Source organism: Microbacterium bandirmense (genome assembly GCF_037204185.1).
Lineage (GTDB): Bacteria > Actinomycetota > Actinomycetes > Actinomycetales > Microbacteriaceae > Microbacterium > Microbacterium bandirmense.
Genome location: NZ_JBBDGM010000006.1, coordinates 244,550 through 258,347 on the forward strand (window position 1 = coordinate 244,550; position 13,798 = coordinate 258,347).

Below are 13,798 nucleotides of genomic sequence, written 5' to 3' on the forward strand. Positions count from 1 at the left end.
GTGCGGCGGGTGGGCGCGTGGTCTGTGGCGTGTGTCGGGTCGGTGGCTCTCACGCGCGCAGGCGGTCGGGCAGGGTGATGACGTGGGTGGATGCCAGCGGTGCGCCCTCGGCGGCGAACAGGCGCACGGCGGACGGCTGCCAGACGCAGCGGACGTCGTCGTCCACGGCGACGGCAGGGGCGGTCGGCGCGGGGGTGCGCACGAGCAGGGTCTGATCGCCGGCGCCCACGACGACCTGCAGTGTCTCTCCCAGGTACGAGACGCTCAGCACGCGGCCGTCGACGCCGACGCCCGGGGAGCCGGCCGTCTCGAGCCGGATGAACTCGGGTCGGATCGCTGCGACGGCGGATCCGCCGGCGGCAACAGCATCCGCGCCCCACTCGCCGGCGACCGTGCCGATCTCGGTGTCGATGGCTCCGCCGTCTGCGGTGACGGTGCCCTGCACGAAGTTCTGCTGGCCGATGAACGAGGCGACGTACGCCGATGCGGGGGCGGCGTAGATGCTCTCGGGGGCGTCGAGCTGTTCGATGCGCCCTTCGCGCATGACTGCGATGCGGTCGCTCATCGACAGCGCCTCGCCCTGGTCGTGGGTGACGAAGACGAAGGTCATGCCGAGGCGGGCCTGCAGCAGCTTCAGCTCGACCTGCATCTCCTCACGCAGCTGCCGGTCGAGGGCGGCGAGGGGCTCGTCGAGCAGCAGCACGCTGGGGCGGTTGATCAGCGCGCGGGAGAGCGCGATGCGCTGCTGCTGGCCACCGGAGAGCATGGTGGGCTTGCGGTCGGCGAATCGCCGCAGCTGCACCATGTCGAGGGCCTCGGCGACGCGCTGACGCTGCTCTGCCTTGGGTACGCGGCGCTGCTGCAGTCCGTAGGCGACGTTCTCGGCGACGGTCATGTGCGGGAAGAGCGCGTAGGCCTGGAAGACGGTGTTGACCTCGCGTCTGTGCGGGGGCAGGCCGAGCACGCTGCGGTCGGAGATGCTGATGTCGCCGGCGTCGGGATGCTCGAACCCGGCGATCATGCGCAGCGTGGTGGTCTTGCCGCAGCCGGAGGGCCCGAGCAGGGAGAGGAACTCACCCGGCTGGATGGACAGCGTGAGGTCGTCGACGGCGACGGCATCGCCGTAGCGCTTCGTGACGCCGATGATCTCGACGCCTCCGGTCGGGATTCCCGTTGCGGGGCCGGGGTCGGGTGCGGTCGCCGCGGGTACGGTATCGGCCATGAAACCTCCACGTTGAGATCTGACGTGCCGTCAGTCAACCACAGGTCAGGGCGGAGGTACAGCGAAAAGCGAAGAATTTATCGGATCGAGCGACGATATCCGTTGCCATATTGATAGTTGACAACGGATACAAACCTACTTGCGGTCGAAGTCGAAGGCTTTCAGCAACTCGCCGACGGCCTGCTCGCGCTCGTCGCCGCCTTCTTCGAACATGTGGGTGACGTGGGTGCGCAGGTGGTTCTCGAGCAGCAGCCGGTTGAGTGATTCGAGGGAGCGCTGGATGGCGCGCGACTGCGTGATGATGTCCATGCAGTACTCCTCGCTCTCGATCATCCGCGCGACGCCGCGCAGCTGACCTTCGAGGATGCTGGTGCGGTGCAGGGCGCGCTTCTTGATGTCTTCGATCACACTCCGAGCGTACCCGCCGACATCCCGGCGAGGGCTCTGTCCACCGCTCTGTCCACCGCTCTGTCCACCGCCCGGTACCCATCGTCGGGCGCGCGCCACTGACAGTACGGATCCCACCAGGCGGGGCCGCGGATCTGCGGCAGTCCGTCGCGCATGCGGATCTGCCACCCGGAGACCTCGAGCGTGCGGTGATGATGCCAGCACAGCGCCACGCCGTTGTCGGTGTGGGTGGCTCCACCTTGGGCCCATTCCTGCACGTGGTGGATCTCGCACCAGTCGGCGCGCACGTCGCATCCGGGGATCACGCAGGCACCGTCCGTAGGGCGATCGCTTTGCGCTGGGGTGCGGTGAAGATGCGTCCGCTGGTGCCGAGCCCGACGATGGCTCCGGATTCGTCGAACAGCACGCGCTGCACACCGCCTGCGCACGCGGTGTGCCGTGCCACGTCGATGGGCACGTCCCAGTCGGTGTTCGCGATGAATGCCCGTCCGGTGCCGGCGGCGAAGTCTTCGGCATCCACCGACACGATCAGGGTCGGCGCCGCACCGCCCAGCTGCGGCGCGGCTCCGGCTGCGGCGACCGACGCGACGATCGCCGCGAACGCGTCGTGCCGCTTCTGCGGCGCGGTGCGCAGATCGGATGCTGACATCGGCGGGACATCATCGTCAGCATCCCCGTCGTCAGCGTCAGACAGTTGCGGATCATCGGCGTCCGGCGTGAACTGCACACGCGGGTTGCTGTAGGCATCGATCAGGCGCTGCAGCGCGCCGGCCACTTCGGGGAGCACCTGCCCTCGCACCGACACCGTCCCACCGCGGAGGCGCCCGATGGAGAAGCAGCGGTTCCGCTCCCCCGCACGATCGTCGGGCTCGGCGCCATCGGGGTCGATCCGCAACAGCAGGTGGGCGACCAGCCCGGCGAGCTCTTCGACTGTGGGTCGTGGCGCGCGCTCCTGCGGGTCGGCCACGGTGTCGTCTGCACTGTCTCTGTCGTCCAGGTCGCGGCCCGCGCAAGCACAGCATCCGCCACCGCCATGTCGTCGGCGCCGATGCGCGCGCCGGACTTCAGCAGCGGGCCGACGCAGGCAAGGTACCTGCCACCGAGATCTCCCCGGCGCGCAGCGCCGCCGTCAGCTCGGGGAAGCGGCCGGGAAGCGGCTCACCCGAGGTAAGGCCGTTCTCCTCGTGCGCCGCTTCGGCCGCGGAGACATAGTGGCGGGCCGCCGTGCGGTCGATCAGCATGCAGCGCTGAAGAAGCTCCACCATGGTGCGGCATCCAGCCCGTGCGGTCACCCGCTCCGACCGCTCGCGCAGTGCATCCGCCGCCTCGATCTGCTCACTACCGCCGCCCGCGATGCTCTCGCTCGAAGACGCGCGCATGTCGGCGAGCTGCCGAGCCATGCTCTCAAGTGCGTCTGCGAGGAATGTCATGCCTCCATTCAACAGGGGGTCACCGACATTGACAGCCCAGATCAGGGCATATTTTCGGCCTGTGGATAACTCGATGAAACCATCGATTGTGCAGGAAGAGCCACAACGGCGAATCTCTCCCGCCATGGAAGTTCAGTCAGTGACACCGAGCCGACGCCCTACCGCTGGAACCCCTCTTGAACGCGACCTCCCGCACGGTCGAGCTCGATCTTGACCTGCTCGGCGAATAGATCGTGATCGCCCGAGACCAGGTGAGCCGCCAGAGCGGCAGCGCGATCCGGATCGAACTCTGCGAGGCGTCGAGGCAGATACTTGCCCGTGCCGATCCACCGTGAGTTCGTCAGCAGCACCAGCTCCGCAGTCCTTTCGTAGAGGAGCGTCGCGATCACATGCCGCTCCACCGGATCGGTCACATCCGAGTAGTCATCGAGCAGATCGGTGATGACATAGCGACGAAACGCAGCTTCGCTCGGCTCGAGCGAGGGGCCGGCCTCGTACTTCGGCGACCAGACGTCCTTGTACCGCTCACGTTCGGCTGCACCCCGGACCGTGACCCCATCCAGGAGCATCTGCACGATCACCGGCCGGTACTGCTCGAACCCTCGGTTCGCCCATGTCGAGAAGCCCTCCTCGGTGTACGCGAAGACTTCGAAGACCTCGCCTTCGAAGCGATATGTCGCCGCCAGACTCGTCCGACCATCGGCGAAGAGCGTCTCGCCCAGGATGAGAAGGTCGATGTCGCTCGTCGACGTTCGTGTCCCACGCGCGGTACTGCCCGCCAGCACGACCACGCTCGCCTCCGGGAAGTGCTGCGCGGCGAACCGCTCGGCCACTGCGAGAAAGTTCATCGAGCACCCACCGCCTCCGCAAACGGATTGACCACACGCAGCCCGGGAATGTCGAAGTCCTTCTCGTTCCGTGTCGCGACCGTGAGTCCGTGATGCAGTGCCGTCGCCGCGATCAGGGCGTCCGTCAATTGCCGCCGGTTCGGCACCTGGATCGCCGCGCAGCGCCTGGCGATCTCGGCGGTCACCGGAAGCATGCGCTCGGCGTATCCTTCCCGCGCGTGCGACAGCCACCGCTCGAGCACGAGAGCCTGACTCTCATCGCGGCGCCGCAAGCCTGCCACCCCGAGCTCCAACTCGTAGGCCGTGACCACACTCACCCGCCACTGACCGGGCCGAAGACCCCGCAGCCATGCGACGACCTGCGGATCAGCCCGCTTCCGGCTCGTCTCGGAGATCACATTCGTGTCGAGGAGGAACATCAGCCGAACTCGAACGGTGGGCGGTCCGGAGTGTTCTTCCGGATATCTGTCAGGATGCTGTCGAACTCGCCGTCGTCATCGAGCGCTGCCCCTGCGGGAGGCGCAAGCAGGTCCCACGCATTCGGCGCCCCTTCGCCCGGCTCAGCGGACGACAATCGCTCGTACTCCGCGATGCTCAGCAGAACATAAGCGGGCGCGCCGTGGCGTGTGACGAGAACAGGTTCGTCCTCGGCACGTCGCTGCGCCTGCGCCACTGATTGATTGAACTCCCGCGCACTCATGGTGAACACGATGCACCTCGATTCGGAATGTAGTGATTGTACTACACGACCCACTCCGCGAAGCAGGCAGGCGACTCCATGAAAGGATGACCACATGCCGCGCACACCGATGGCACTGCTCTCACCCGCCGACCAGGAGCGTCTGCGGGGGCTCCGCCGAATGAAGGCGGTCGCGCTGGGCGCGCTCATCTTCATGGCCGTCGTCTTCGTCGTCGCGTTCGCCCTGCAGGCCCGCTACCCGTGGCTCGGCTACGTGCGCGCCGCGGCCGAGGGCGGCATGGTCGGCGCGCTGGCCGACTGGTTCGCCGTCACCGCGCTGTTCCGTCGGCCCCTGGGTCTGCCCATCCCGCACACCGCGATCATCCCGAACCGCAAGGACGAGATCGGCCGATCGCTGGGAGACTTCGTCGAGACGAACTTCCTCTCCGCCGACGTCGTGCGGCAGAAGGTCTCGAGCACCGCGGTCGCACAGCGTCTGGGCGAGTGGCTCTCACAGCCTTCGACAGGCTCAGGGACCCAGTCCCACGCAGAGCGCGTCGCCGCCGAGGCCTCGACGATCGCAGCGGCGGTGCTGCGGGCGCTCAGCGATGACGATGTGCGCGACCTCATCGCCGACCTGGCCCGCGATTACCTGGTCGCCCCGGAGTGGGGCCCGCCGGCGGGCGCCTGGCTCGAGAAGATCGTCGAGACGGATGCCCACCGCGGAGCCGTCGACCTCGCGGTCGACAACATCGGCGGCTGGCTCGACAACAACGCCACCGCCTTCCAGGGCCTGATCTCCCGGCGGCTGCCGTCGTGGGTGCCGCGCCTCGCGCACCGCTTCGTCGATGAGACCGCATACAGCGAGGCGGTGAAGTTCATCCGCGCCGTGCAGGCCGATCCGCAGCATCCGGCCCGCATCGCCATCGACGGCTACCTGGCCCGCCTCGCCGACGGCCTGCAGCACGACCCCGCCATGCGCGCCCGGCTGGAGGGCGCGAAGGCCAACCTGTTCGACAGCCCCCGGGTGGGTGAGCTCGCGGCGCAGGCCTGGAACACCGCCAAGGCCGGTCTGCTGACCGCACTCGCCGATCCGCACAGCGGGCTGCGCGAACGCGCCACCAGAGCCCTCGAGGACATCGGCCGTCGCCTCACCGCCGATGCGGCTCTGCAGCGCCGCGTCGACGGCTGGGCCACCGAGGCCGCCGTGTTCCTCGTCGACCGCTACCGCCACGACATCGCCTCGATCATCACCGACACCGTCGAGCGCTGGGACCCCGCTGAGACCACCGAGAAGATCGAGCTCATGGTCGGCCGCGATCTGCAGTACATCCGCTTGAACGGCACCGTCGTCGGCGCACTCGCCGGCGTCGCCATCTTCACCGTCGCCCACGCCCTGATCCCCGGAGTCTGACGACATGGCACTCTCGCACGATCCGTCCTGGCCCCGCGCGGGCAGTTGGCCCGCCTTCGACGGCACACGCGTGGACTCCGCGCTGCTCGGCGTCCCGGTCTTCAGCACATCACTCTCCCCCACCGGCGCGCACGCGACGCCGACTGCGGTGCGCGAGGCGCTCGCCCGGTACAGCCCGACGCTGATGGGGCCACCCGCGGTCGATCTCGGCGAGGCGCTGCGCATCACGGACGCCGGTGACGTCGACGACCCGGACTCCCCCGAGGGCACCGAGCGCACGGTCGCCAGGGTGGCCGAGCTGTCAGCATCCGCCCGCCGGGTGATCGCGCTGGGCGGCGACAACTCCCTCACCTACTCCGTCGCCCGCGGCGCGGGCGCGACGGGCCTGATCACGTTCGACGCGCACTTCGATCTGCGCGACGGCGTCTCCAACGGAACCCCGGTGCGCCGCCTCGTGGAAGACGCTCCCGAAGGACAGCGCGTCGACCCGCGCCGCATCGTGCAGATCGGCATCGCCGACTTCGCCAACTCCGCCTTCTACGCGCAGCGAGCGGCCGACTGGGGCATCCGCGTCATCACCCTCGACGAAGTGCGTCGACGCGGCATCGATGACGTCGTCGCCGAAGCGCTCGAGATCGCCGGAGCGGGATCGGATGCCCGGATCCACCTCGACATCGACGTCGACGTCTGCGACCGGTCGGTCGCGCCTGGTTGCCCGGCGAGCGTGCCCGGGGGCCTCGCCGCATGGGAGCTGCGTGCGCTCACCCGTGCGGTCGCGTCGGATGCCCGTGTCGTCAGCGCCGACATCGCCGAGGTGGACGCCACCGCCGACGCCCCCGACGGCCGCACCGTGCGGCTGGCTGCGCTGTGCGTGCTGGAGCTGCTGGCCGGGCTGGTCGAGCGACGCTGAGCGCCGACCCGCCGGGCCGCGCCTCGAAGCCTGACGCGGCATTCAGCCTGGCGCGCCATGCACCGAGCCCGCCCAGCGTACGTCTGAACACTCCTCGACGCCACCCCCTGGGCTGACCGCCCGGCCGGGATCATCCTTGAGGCTCAACGAGAGAGGAGAGGACGATGAACAAGCCAGACAGCGCACTCAAGGACAAGGACTACAACCTGGTGTGCGTCCTCGAGGCATCCCTGCGCAACGGCGAGCAGGGCAAGCGGATGCTGCTCGCCCGTCTGACCGATGGGGATGGTCGCGCATGAGCATCGCCCCCGTCGAGGGAACGCAGACCGCCGTGTGCGACGTCTGCGGCAACACCTACGACAAATCGTTCACGATCACCCGCGGCGGCCAGGCCCAGACGTTCGACAGCTTCGAATGCGCCATCCATGCCATGGCGCCGCGTTGCGCGCACTGCCAGTGCACGATCATCGGCCACGGCGTGGAAGCCGACGGTGTGACGTACTGCTGCGCGAACTGCGCGCGCGAGAGCGGCGAGAGCGAACTGGTCGACCGCGCCTGAGAGCGGAGACGCGCCGTCAGGCGCGGATCGCGTCGACGATCGGCGTCGCGCCGTCGTTGAACCGGATGGTGCGACCGATCGTCGACGGATCCTGCAGCGTCGCCGCGATCACCGCGGCGACGTTGCCCCGCGACACCGTGTGGGAAGACTCCGCCGCCGCGTCGATGAGCCCGGTCGGCGATGCCGTCGTGAGCCCGCTCGGCCCGAGGACGGTCCAGTCCAGATCGGATGCCCGCAGATGCTCGTCGGCGGCGGCCTTGGCCTCCGCGTAGGCGAAGAACGAGTTCCCCGGGTCGACGCCGTGGTCGGGCCGGGCGTTGAAGTACGACACCATCACGTAGCGCTGCACACCGGCATCCGCCGCGGCATCCATCGAACGCACGGCGGCGTCGTGGTCGACCGCCTTCGTGCGCTCCGGGTCGACGCCGCCGGCGCCCGCCGACCACACCACCGCATCATGCCCCGCGATGACCTGCGCGAGAGCGGCGCGATCCTCGTGCTCGACGTCGAACACGAACGGCGTCGCGCCCGCCGCGCGCACGTCATCGGCGTGCGCGGGATTGCGGATCAGGGCGGTGACCTCATCTCGCCGGGCCGCGAGGATCGGAGCGAGCAGCAGTGCGACCTTGCCGTGGCCGCCGACGATCAGGATTCGAGCCATGTCTCCACCGTACCCGTGCACCGGACGCTCGGGGCGGCCGCTCGTCACCGGACCCGGGCGCCGTCCTTCCAGACGTGTCTGATCAGCGGCACCCCGGGCCGGTAGGCCAGGTGCACGCGCGACGGCGCATCGAGCAGCACCAGGTCGGCGCGCTTGCCCGGCGCGATCACGCCGATGTCGTCGCGCCTCAGGGCGCGCGCACCGCCGGCGGTGGCCGCCCACACCGCCTCGGCCGTGGTCATACCCATGTCGCGCACCGCGACCGCGATGCAGAACGCCATCGACGATGTGAAACTCGACCCGGGGTTCGTGTCGCAGGCCAGCGCCACCGTGACACCCGCGTCGATCAGCGCTCGCGCGTCGGGATACGGCTGGCGCGTCGAGAACTCCACCCCGGGCAGCAGCGTGAGCACGGTGTCGGACGCGGCGAGCGCCGCGACGTCCGCATCGGTCAGATAGGTGCCGTGGTCGACCGACGCCGCACCGAGCTCGATGGCCAGCTGCACGCCCTCCCCACGCCCGAGCTGACTGGCGTGCACCCGCGGCTGCAGGCCTCGGGCGATGCCCGCCTCGAGCACGCGCCGCGACTGCGGCACCGTGAACGCGCCCGTCTCGCAGAACACGTCGATCCACTTGACGTGCGGCGCGCAGGCGTCCAGCATCTCGCCGACCACCACGTCGACGTACTCGTCACCGCGATCGGCGTACTCGGCAGGCACGACGTGCGCGCCGAGGAACGTCACCTCGGGAGTGACCTCGGCGGCGAGCCGCACGAGGCGCTCCTCGGTGGCGACGTCGAGTCCGTAGCCGCTCTTGATCTCGACGGTCGTGGTGCCCTGCGCGAGCATCTCGTCGAGAAGGCCGCGCAGCCGGGCGCGCAATTCGTCGTCGGATGCTGACCGCGTCGCCGCCACGGTGGATCGGATGCCGCCGGCGGCGTACTTCTGTCCGGCCATGCGCGCCTCGAACTCCTCGGCACGGTCACCGCCGAACACGATGTGGCTGTGGCTGTCGACGAACCCGGGGATGACCGCCCGGCCCGCGGCATCCACCTCCTCATACCCCTCGGGGTCGCTCGGGGCGTCGTCGGCCGCGCCCACCCACTCGATGCGACCACGGTCGATGAGCACGGCGGCATCCGTCAGGGGCTCTGAGCTGTCGTTGGTGGTCAGCTCGCCGATGTTCGTGATCATGGTGCGCATACGGTGCATCCTCTCAGAGCATCGGGATGTTCAGGCCGCGCTCACGGGCGACGTCCTTGGCGTGCTCGTACCCGGCGTCGACGTGCCGCATCACCCCGGTGCCGGGGTCGTTGGTGAGCACGCGCTCCAGCTTCTGGGCCGCGAGCTCGGTGCCGTCGGCGACGGTCACCTGCCCGGCGTGGATCGACCTGCCGATGCCGACACCGCCGCCATGATGCAGCGATACCCACGAGGCGCCGGACGCGGTGTTCAGCAGCGCGTTGAGCAGGGGCCAGTCGGCGATGGCATCCGACCCGTCCTTCATCGCCTCGGTCTCGCGGTACGGCGAGGCGACCGAACCGGAGTCGAGGTGGTCGCGGCCGATCACGATCGGCGCCTTCAGCTCGCCGGAGGCGACCATCTCGTTGAACTTCAGCCCCGCGAGATGGCGCTCCTTGTAGCCCAGCCAGCAGATTCGCGCCGGCAGTCCCTCGAAGTGCACCTTCTCGCCGGCCTTCTCCAGCCAGCGGTGCAGTGCCGTGTCTTCAGGGAAGAGCTCCGCGATCGCACGGTCGGTCGCGTAGATGTCCTCCGGGTCTCCGGAGAGCGCGGCCCAGCGGAACGGTCCGCGGCCCTCTTCGAACTGCGGGCGGATGTACGCCGGAACGAAGCCGGGGAACTCGAAGGCGCGCTCGAACCCACCCAGCTTCGCCTCGGCGCGGATGGAGTTGCCGTAGTCGAACACCGCCGCCCCGGCATCCTGGAACGCGACCATCGCGGCGACGTGCGCCGCCATCGACTCGCGCGAGCGCTGCGTGAAGCCCTCGGGGTCGCGCTCGGCCTCGGCCTTCCAATCCTCGAACGCGACACCCACCGGCAGATAGGCGAGCGGGTCGTGCGCGCTGGTCTGGTCGGTGACCACGTCGATCGGCACGCCGCGGCTCAGCAGCTCGGGGAACACCTCTGCGGCATTGCCGACGACGCCCACCGAGAGCGCCTCGCCGGCATCCTTCGCCGCCACGACGCGGGCGACGGCGGCGTCGAGATCGGTGGTGTACTCGTCGAGGTAGCCGTGCGCCACGCGGCGCGCCAGGCGCGACTCGTCGACGTCGACGATCAGCACGGCCCCGTCGTTGAGGGTGACGGCGAGCGGCTGCGCGCCGCCCATTCCGCCGGCGCCGGCGGTGAGGGTCAGCGTGCCCTTCAGGGAGTCGGTCGCTGAGCCTGTCGCAGCGCCGAGCGAGCGGGCGACGGCGGCGAAGGTCTCGTAGGTGCCCTGCAGGATGCCCTGGGTGCCGATGTAGATCCACGATCCCGCGGTCATCTGGCCGTACATGGTGAGCCCGAGAGCCTCGAGCCGGCGGAACTCCGGCCAGGTGGCCCAGTCGCCGACCAGGTTCGAGTTGGCGATGAGCACCCGCGGCGCCCACTCGTGGGTGCGGAAGACGCCGACGGGCTTGCCCGACTGCACGAGCAGCGTCTCATCGGGCTCGAGCTCATCGAGCGTGCGAACGATCGCGTCGTACGCCTCCCAGCTGCGGGCGGCACGACCGGTGCCGCCGTAGACGACGAGATCGTCGGGGTGCTCGGCGACCTCCGGGTCGAGGTTGTTCATCAGCATCCGCTTCGCCGCCTCGGCGCCCCAGCTCTTCGCGGTGCGGACGTTTCCGCGCGCGGCGCGGACGGTGCGGGCCGGGTCGTGGGTCGCTGAGCCGGGCCCCCGCACCCCGGAGGCTCCGGGCGGCGCGAAGCGACGGTCGGAGTGGGGTGAGGGGATCGAAGCGTCAGACATTCGCGTGCTCCTTCGCAGTGCGGGCGACCGCGCCCGAGCGCACGAGCTCGGTGACGGCCTCCATGTCGGGTGAGAGGAAGTGGTCGGGTCCGGGGCCGGCGGCGACCGTGCGGACCAGGTCTCGGACGGCGCCGGTGGCAGGGCCGGCCTGCAGCGGTGCCCGCAGGTCGAGGGCGCGCGCGCCGGTGATGATCTCGGTCGCGAGCACTCGGCTCAGGCCGTCGATGGCGCGGCGCAGCTTGCGCGCGGCCGCCCAGCCCATCGAGACGTGGTCCTCCTGCATCGCCGATGACGGGATGGAGTCGACGGATGCCGGAACGGCGAGGCGCTTGAGCTCGGAGACGATCCCGGCTGCCGCGTACTGCGCGATCATGAGCCCCGAGTCGACGCCGACCTCGTGTGCGAGGAAGGGCGGGAGGCCGTGGCTGCGCGCGGGGTCGAGTGCCCGGTCGGTGCGCCGCTCCGAGATGGAGGCGAGGTCGGCCGCCGAGATCGCGAGGAAGTCGAGCACCGCGGCCACGGGAGCGCCGTGGAAGTTGCCGTTGGACTCGATGCGGCCGTCGCCCGTGATGACGGGGTTGTCGATGACGGATGCCAGTTCGCGCTGGGCGATCAGCGTGGCGTGGGCCATCGTGTCGCGCACCGTGCCGTGCACCTGCGGTGAGCAGCGCAGCGAGTACGCGTCCTGCACGCGCCCGTCCTCCGGGCCCTTGTGGCTGTGCACGATGGGCGAATCGCCCAGGAAGGCGCGCAGGTTCGCGGCGGATGCCGCCTGCCCGAGCTGCGGACGAAGCGCCATCAGGTCGGCGGCGAAGACGGCGTCGGTACCCAGCTGCGACTCGATCGACATGGCCGCGGCGACGTCGGCCGTCGTGACCAGCGCTGCGAGGTCGTGCAGCGCGAGCAGCAGCATGCCGAGCATGCCGTCGGTGCCGTTGATCAGCGCGAGGCCCTCCTTCTCGACGAGTGCGAGTGGCTCGATGGATGCTGCCGCCAGGGCCTCCGCCGCGGGGGTGAGCACCCCGACGCGGTCCCGCACATCGCCCTCGCCCATGGCTGCCAGCGCCACGTGTGCGAGCGGTGCGAGGTCGCCGGAGCAGCCCAGCGAGCCGTACTCGCGGACGACAGGAGCGATGCCGGCGTTGAGCATCGCCGCATAGGTGTCGACCACGACGGGGCGAACACCCGTGTGTCCCGAGGCGAGGGTCTGCAGGCGCAGCAGCTGCAGCGCCCGCACGACTTCGGTCTCCACCTCGGGACCTGTGCCGGCCGCATGTGAACGGATCAGGCTGAGCTGCAGCTGGCGGCGGCGGTCGGGAGCGATGAAGGTCGTCGCCAGCGCCCCGAAGCCTGTGGACACGCCATAGTGCGGATTCGGATCTGCGGCACGACCGTCGATCACGGCGCGCGCAGCCGCCACGCGCTCACGAGCGCCGGCACTGATCTCGACGCGGGCGCCGTGTCGGGCGACGGCCACGACATCAGCGGGCAGAAGCGGCGCATCGCCGATGATCACTGGGGAAATCGAGGTCATGTCTCGATTCCACACCGTTCCGCTCAACGGCGGGGGGCCGTGGTGCCAGACTGTGTCTGTGATCCCAGACGACGCAGCTGACGTCCAGGCGGGCCCTCAGGTCCCGGCGGCTGATCAGACGCTGCGCATCCTGCGCCACCTGGCCCGGCGACCGGCCCCGGTGGCGGCCTCCGCGCTCGCACGCGACCTTGGCATCCCCCGGTCGACGACCTACCATCTGCTGGCGACACTCGAGGCACACGGATTCGTCGTGCACCTGCCGCAGGAGCGGCGATGGGGACTGGGCACGAGCGCGTTCGAGTTGGCCGGCGGGTACGCCCGGCAGGAGCCGCTGGCGCGATTGGGACGACCGGTCATCGCCGCCCTCGCCGACCGGGTGGGCGAGAGCGCGCACCTGGCCGTGATGAGCGGACGTGATGTGCTGTACATCGTCGAGGAGCGGGCGCTGCGGCGCCCCGCACTCGTGACGGACGTCGGTGTGCGTCTGCCTGCACATCTGACGGCGACCGGACGGGCGATGCTCGCCGCGCTTCCGAAGGTTCAGGTGCGCGCACTGTATCCGGATGCCGCGGCGTTCACCGACCGCACGGGACGCGGCCCCGCGCGTCCAGCAGAGCTGCGGGAGGTGCTGCGCGACGTGCGGCGCACCGGCGTCGCGACGGAAGACGGAGAGGTGACCGCGGGCTTCCGTTCGGTGGCCGTCGCGGTGCGCGACCATTCGGGGTGGCCGGCCGCCGCAGTGGCCGTGACGTGGGAGCTGCACAGCGACCCCGATCCGTCGGATGCTGTCGCCGATGCGGCACGCCTGCTCGAGGAGCGTCTCGGGTACAGACAGAGAAAGGGGCGTCACGGCACCGGTGAGACACGGATGCCATGACGCCCCAGGGGCATCGGATGGGTTCAGCTGCTCGCGCCCTTGCGAGTCTTGATGAACGTCTCCGGCTCCCGCTTCGCGCGCTTCTCGGCGCGCTTCTCCTTGAGCGTGAGCTTCGGCTCCTTCTTACCTGCTCGTGACTGCGGTGTCTTTCCAGACATTTACTCGCTTCCCCTTCTTTCGGCTGGCGGGTTGGTAACCCTGACCATAGCCCGCCTGCAGGGGAAGTCAAATCACAGACGCCTTAACGCAAAAGAGCCACCCAACTCTGGGTGGCTCTTTTGTT

18 protein-coding genes are annotated in these 13,798 nt (G+C 69.7%); 5 read left to right on the forward strand and 13 right to left on the reverse strand.

All coding sequences use genetic code 11. The features are described from left to right. Positions 1-49: 49 nt before the first annotated feature. From WDU99_RS09255 to WDU99_RS09290, 8 genes are all read right to left on the reverse strand, one after another. Positions 50-1,222 carry an ABC transporter ATP-binding protein gene (locus WDU99_RS09255; protein WP_337332162.1) on the reverse strand — a complete coding sequence of 391 codons (1,173 nt, stop codon included), beginning with the start codon at positions 1,220-1,222 and terminating at the stop codon, positions 50-52. Positions 1,223-1,357: 135 nt separating this feature from the next. Further along, entirely contained in the window at positions 1,358-1,630 is a 273-nt protein-coding gene (locus WDU99_RS09260; RefSeq protein WP_337332163.1) for a metal-sensitive transcriptional regulator, read from the reverse strand. Then, positions 1,627-1,935, reverse strand: a complete 309-nt coding sequence (locus WDU99_RS09265) for an HNH endonuclease signature motif containing protein (protein WP_337332164.1) — start codon at positions 1,933-1,935, stop codon at positions 1,627-1,629. The genes WDU99_RS09260 and WDU99_RS09265 overlap by 4 nt, the downstream gene beginning before the upstream one ends. Next, entirely contained in the window at positions 1,932-2,714 is a 783-nt protein-coding gene (locus tag WDU99_RS09270) for a DUF222 domain-containing protein (protein WP_337332187.1), read from the reverse strand. The genes WDU99_RS09265 and WDU99_RS09270 overlap by 4 nt, the downstream gene beginning before the upstream one ends. Further along, positions 2,695-3,060 (reverse strand): hypothetical protein, encoded by a 366-nt coding sequence (locus WDU99_RS09275; protein WP_337332165.1) that lies wholly within the window; start codon positions 3,058-3,060, stop codon positions 2,695-2,697. The genes WDU99_RS09270 and WDU99_RS09275 overlap by 20 nt, the downstream gene beginning before the upstream one ends. 158 nt (positions 3,061-3,218) lie before the next feature. Then, a complete protein-coding gene (locus WDU99_RS09280; RefSeq protein WP_337332166.1) occupies positions 3,219-3,908 on the reverse strand; it encodes a nucleotidyltransferase domain-containing protein in 690 nt (229 codons plus the stop codon). After that, positions 3,905-4,327, reverse strand: coding sequence for a type II toxin-antitoxin system VapC family toxin (locus WDU99_RS09285; RefSeq protein ID WP_337332167.1), 423 nt, complete (start codon positions 4,325-4,327; stop codon positions 3,905-3,907). Before WDU99_RS09285 ends, WDU99_RS09280 begins: the two co-directional genes overlap by 4 nt. Next, positions 4,327-4,608 carry a type II toxin-antitoxin system Phd/YefM family antitoxin gene (locus WDU99_RS09290; protein WP_337332168.1) on the reverse strand — a complete coding sequence of 94 codons (282 nt, stop codon included), beginning with the start codon at positions 4,606-4,608 and terminating at the stop codon, positions 4,327-4,329. The genes WDU99_RS09285 and WDU99_RS09290 overlap by 1 nt, the downstream gene beginning before the upstream one ends. A 94-nt stretch (positions 4,609-4,702) precedes the next feature. On the opposite strand from WDU99_RS09290, the gene WDU99_RS09295 reads away from it, so the two are divergent. The 4 genes from WDU99_RS09295 (at position 4,703) to WDU99_RS09310 (ending at position 7,470) form a co-directional block, all read left to right on the forward strand. Then, positions 4,703-6,001 carry a DUF445 domain-containing protein gene (locus WDU99_RS09295; RefSeq protein WP_337332169.1) on the forward strand — a complete coding sequence of 433 codons (1,299 nt, stop codon included), beginning with the start codon at positions 4,703-4,705 and terminating at the stop codon, positions 5,999-6,001. Between the two features lie 4 nt (positions 6,002-6,005). Continuing rightward, entirely contained in the window at positions 6,006-6,911 is a 906-nt protein-coding gene (locus WDU99_RS09300; protein WP_337332170.1) for an agmatinase family protein, read from the forward strand. A 164-nt stretch (positions 6,912-7,075) separates the two neighbouring features. Then, positions 7,076-7,210, forward strand: a complete 135-nt coding sequence (locus tag WDU99_RS09305; RefSeq protein ID WP_337332171.1) for a hypothetical protein — start codon at positions 7,076-7,078, stop codon at positions 7,208-7,210. After that, positions 7,207-7,470: a hypothetical protein gene (locus WDU99_RS09310; protein ID WP_337332172.1), complete on the forward strand. Its 264-nt coding sequence runs from the start codon at positions 7,207-7,209 to the stop codon at positions 7,468-7,470. Before WDU99_RS09305 ends, WDU99_RS09310 begins: the two co-directional genes overlap by 4 nt. 16 nt (positions 7,471-7,486) lie before the next feature. On the opposite strand, the gene WDU99_RS09315 is transcribed toward WDU99_RS09310, so the two are convergent. The 4 genes from WDU99_RS09315 to hutH are packed head-to-tail and all read right to left on the reverse strand — an operon-like array spanning position 7,487 to position 12,638. After that, positions 7,487-8,131, reverse strand: coding sequence for an NAD(P)H-binding protein (locus WDU99_RS09315; RefSeq protein WP_337332173.1), 645 nt, complete (start codon positions 8,129-8,131; stop codon positions 7,487-7,489). A 44-nt stretch (positions 8,132-8,175) separates the two neighbouring features. After that, on the reverse strand, positions 8,176-9,333 hold the full coding sequence (gene hutI / locus WDU99_RS09320; protein ID WP_337332174.1) for an imidazolonepropionase: 1,158 nt from the start codon (positions 9,331-9,333) through the stop codon (positions 8,176-8,178). Positions 9,334-9,346: 13 nt separating this feature from the next. Further along, a complete protein-coding gene (gene hutU, locus WDU99_RS09325) occupies positions 9,347-11,104 on the reverse strand; it encodes a urocanate hydratase (RefSeq protein ID WP_337332175.1) in 1,758 nt (585 codons plus the stop codon). Continuing rightward, on the reverse strand, positions 11,097-12,638 hold the full coding sequence (hutH, locus tag WDU99_RS09330; protein ID WP_337332176.1) for a histidine ammonia-lyase: 1,542 nt from the start codon (positions 12,636-12,638) through the stop codon (positions 11,097-11,099). The genes hutU and hutH overlap by 8 nt, the downstream gene beginning before the upstream one ends. Before the next feature lie 58 nt (positions 12,639-12,696). Between hutH and WDU99_RS09335 the strand changes: the two genes are divergently transcribed. Next, positions 12,697-13,515, forward strand: coding sequence for an IclR family transcriptional regulator (locus tag WDU99_RS09335; protein ID WP_420063997.1), 819 nt, complete (start codon positions 12,697-12,699; stop codon positions 13,513-13,515). A 23-nt stretch (positions 13,516-13,538) separates the two neighbouring features. Here the strand turns inward: WDU99_RS09335 and WDU99_RS09340 are convergent, their stop codons facing one another. Continuing rightward, positions 13,539-13,673 (reverse strand): hypothetical protein, encoded by a 135-nt coding sequence (locus tag WDU99_RS09340; protein ID WP_337332178.1) that lies wholly within the window; start codon positions 13,671-13,673, stop codon positions 13,539-13,541. Between the last annotated feature and the right edge of the window lie 125 nt (positions 13,674-13,798).

Excerpts from the sequence above, each read along its gene's own strand:
- WDU99_RS09255 (WP_337332162.1), bottom strand. The coding sequence starts at position 1,222 with ATGGCCGATACCGTACCCGCGGCGACCGCACCCGACCCCGGCCCCGCA.
- WDU99_RS09275 (WP_337332165.1), bottom strand. The coding sequence starts at position 3,060 with ATGACATTCCTCGCAGACGCACTTGAGAGCATGGCTCGGCAGCTCGCC.
- WDU99_RS09280 (WP_337332166.1), bottom strand. The coding sequence starts at position 3,908 with ATGAACTTTCTCGCAGTGGCCGAGCGGTTCGCCGCGCAGCACTTCCCG.
- WDU99_RS09285 (WP_337332167.1), bottom strand. The coding sequence starts at position 4,327 with ATGTTCCTCCTCGACACGAATGTGATCTCCGAGACGAGCCGGAAGCGG.
- WDU99_RS09290 (WP_337332168.1), bottom strand. The coding sequence starts at position 4,608 with ATGAGTGCGCGGGAGTTCAATCAATCAGTGGCGCAGGCGCAGCGACGT.
- WDU99_RS09295 (WP_337332169.1), top strand. The coding sequence starts at position 4,703 with ATGCCGCGCACACCGATGGCACTGCTCTCACCCGCCGACCAGGAGCGT.
- WDU99_RS09300 (WP_337332170.1), top strand. The coding sequence starts at position 6,006 with ATGGCACTCTCGCACGATCCGTCCTGGCCCCGCGCGGGCAGTTGGCCC.
- WDU99_RS09305 (WP_337332171.1), top strand. The coding sequence starts at position 7,076 with ATGAACAAGCCAGACAGCGCACTCAAGGACAAGGACTACAACCTGGTG.
- WDU99_RS09310 (WP_337332172.1), top strand. The coding sequence starts at position 7,207 with ATGAGCATCGCCCCCGTCGAGGGAACGCAGACCGCCGTGTGCGACGTC.
- WDU99_RS09315 (WP_337332173.1), bottom strand. The coding sequence starts at position 8,131 with ATGGCTCGAATCCTGATCGTCGGCGGCCACGGCAAGGTCGCACTGCTG.
- hutI (WP_337332174.1), bottom strand. The coding sequence starts at position 9,333 with ATGCGCACCATGATCACGAACATCGGCGAGCTGACCACCAACGACAGC.
- hutU (WP_337332175.1), bottom strand. The coding sequence starts at position 11,104 with ATGTCTGACGCTTCGATCCCCTCACCCCACTCCGACCGTCGCTTCGCG.
- hutH (WP_337332176.1), bottom strand. The coding sequence starts at position 12,638 with ATGACCTCGATTTCCCCAGTGATCATCGGCGATGCGCCGCTTCTGCCC.
- WDU99_RS09340 (WP_337332178.1), bottom strand. The coding sequence starts at position 13,673 with ATGTCTGGAAAGACACCGCAGTCACGAGCAGGTAAGAAGGAGCCGAAG.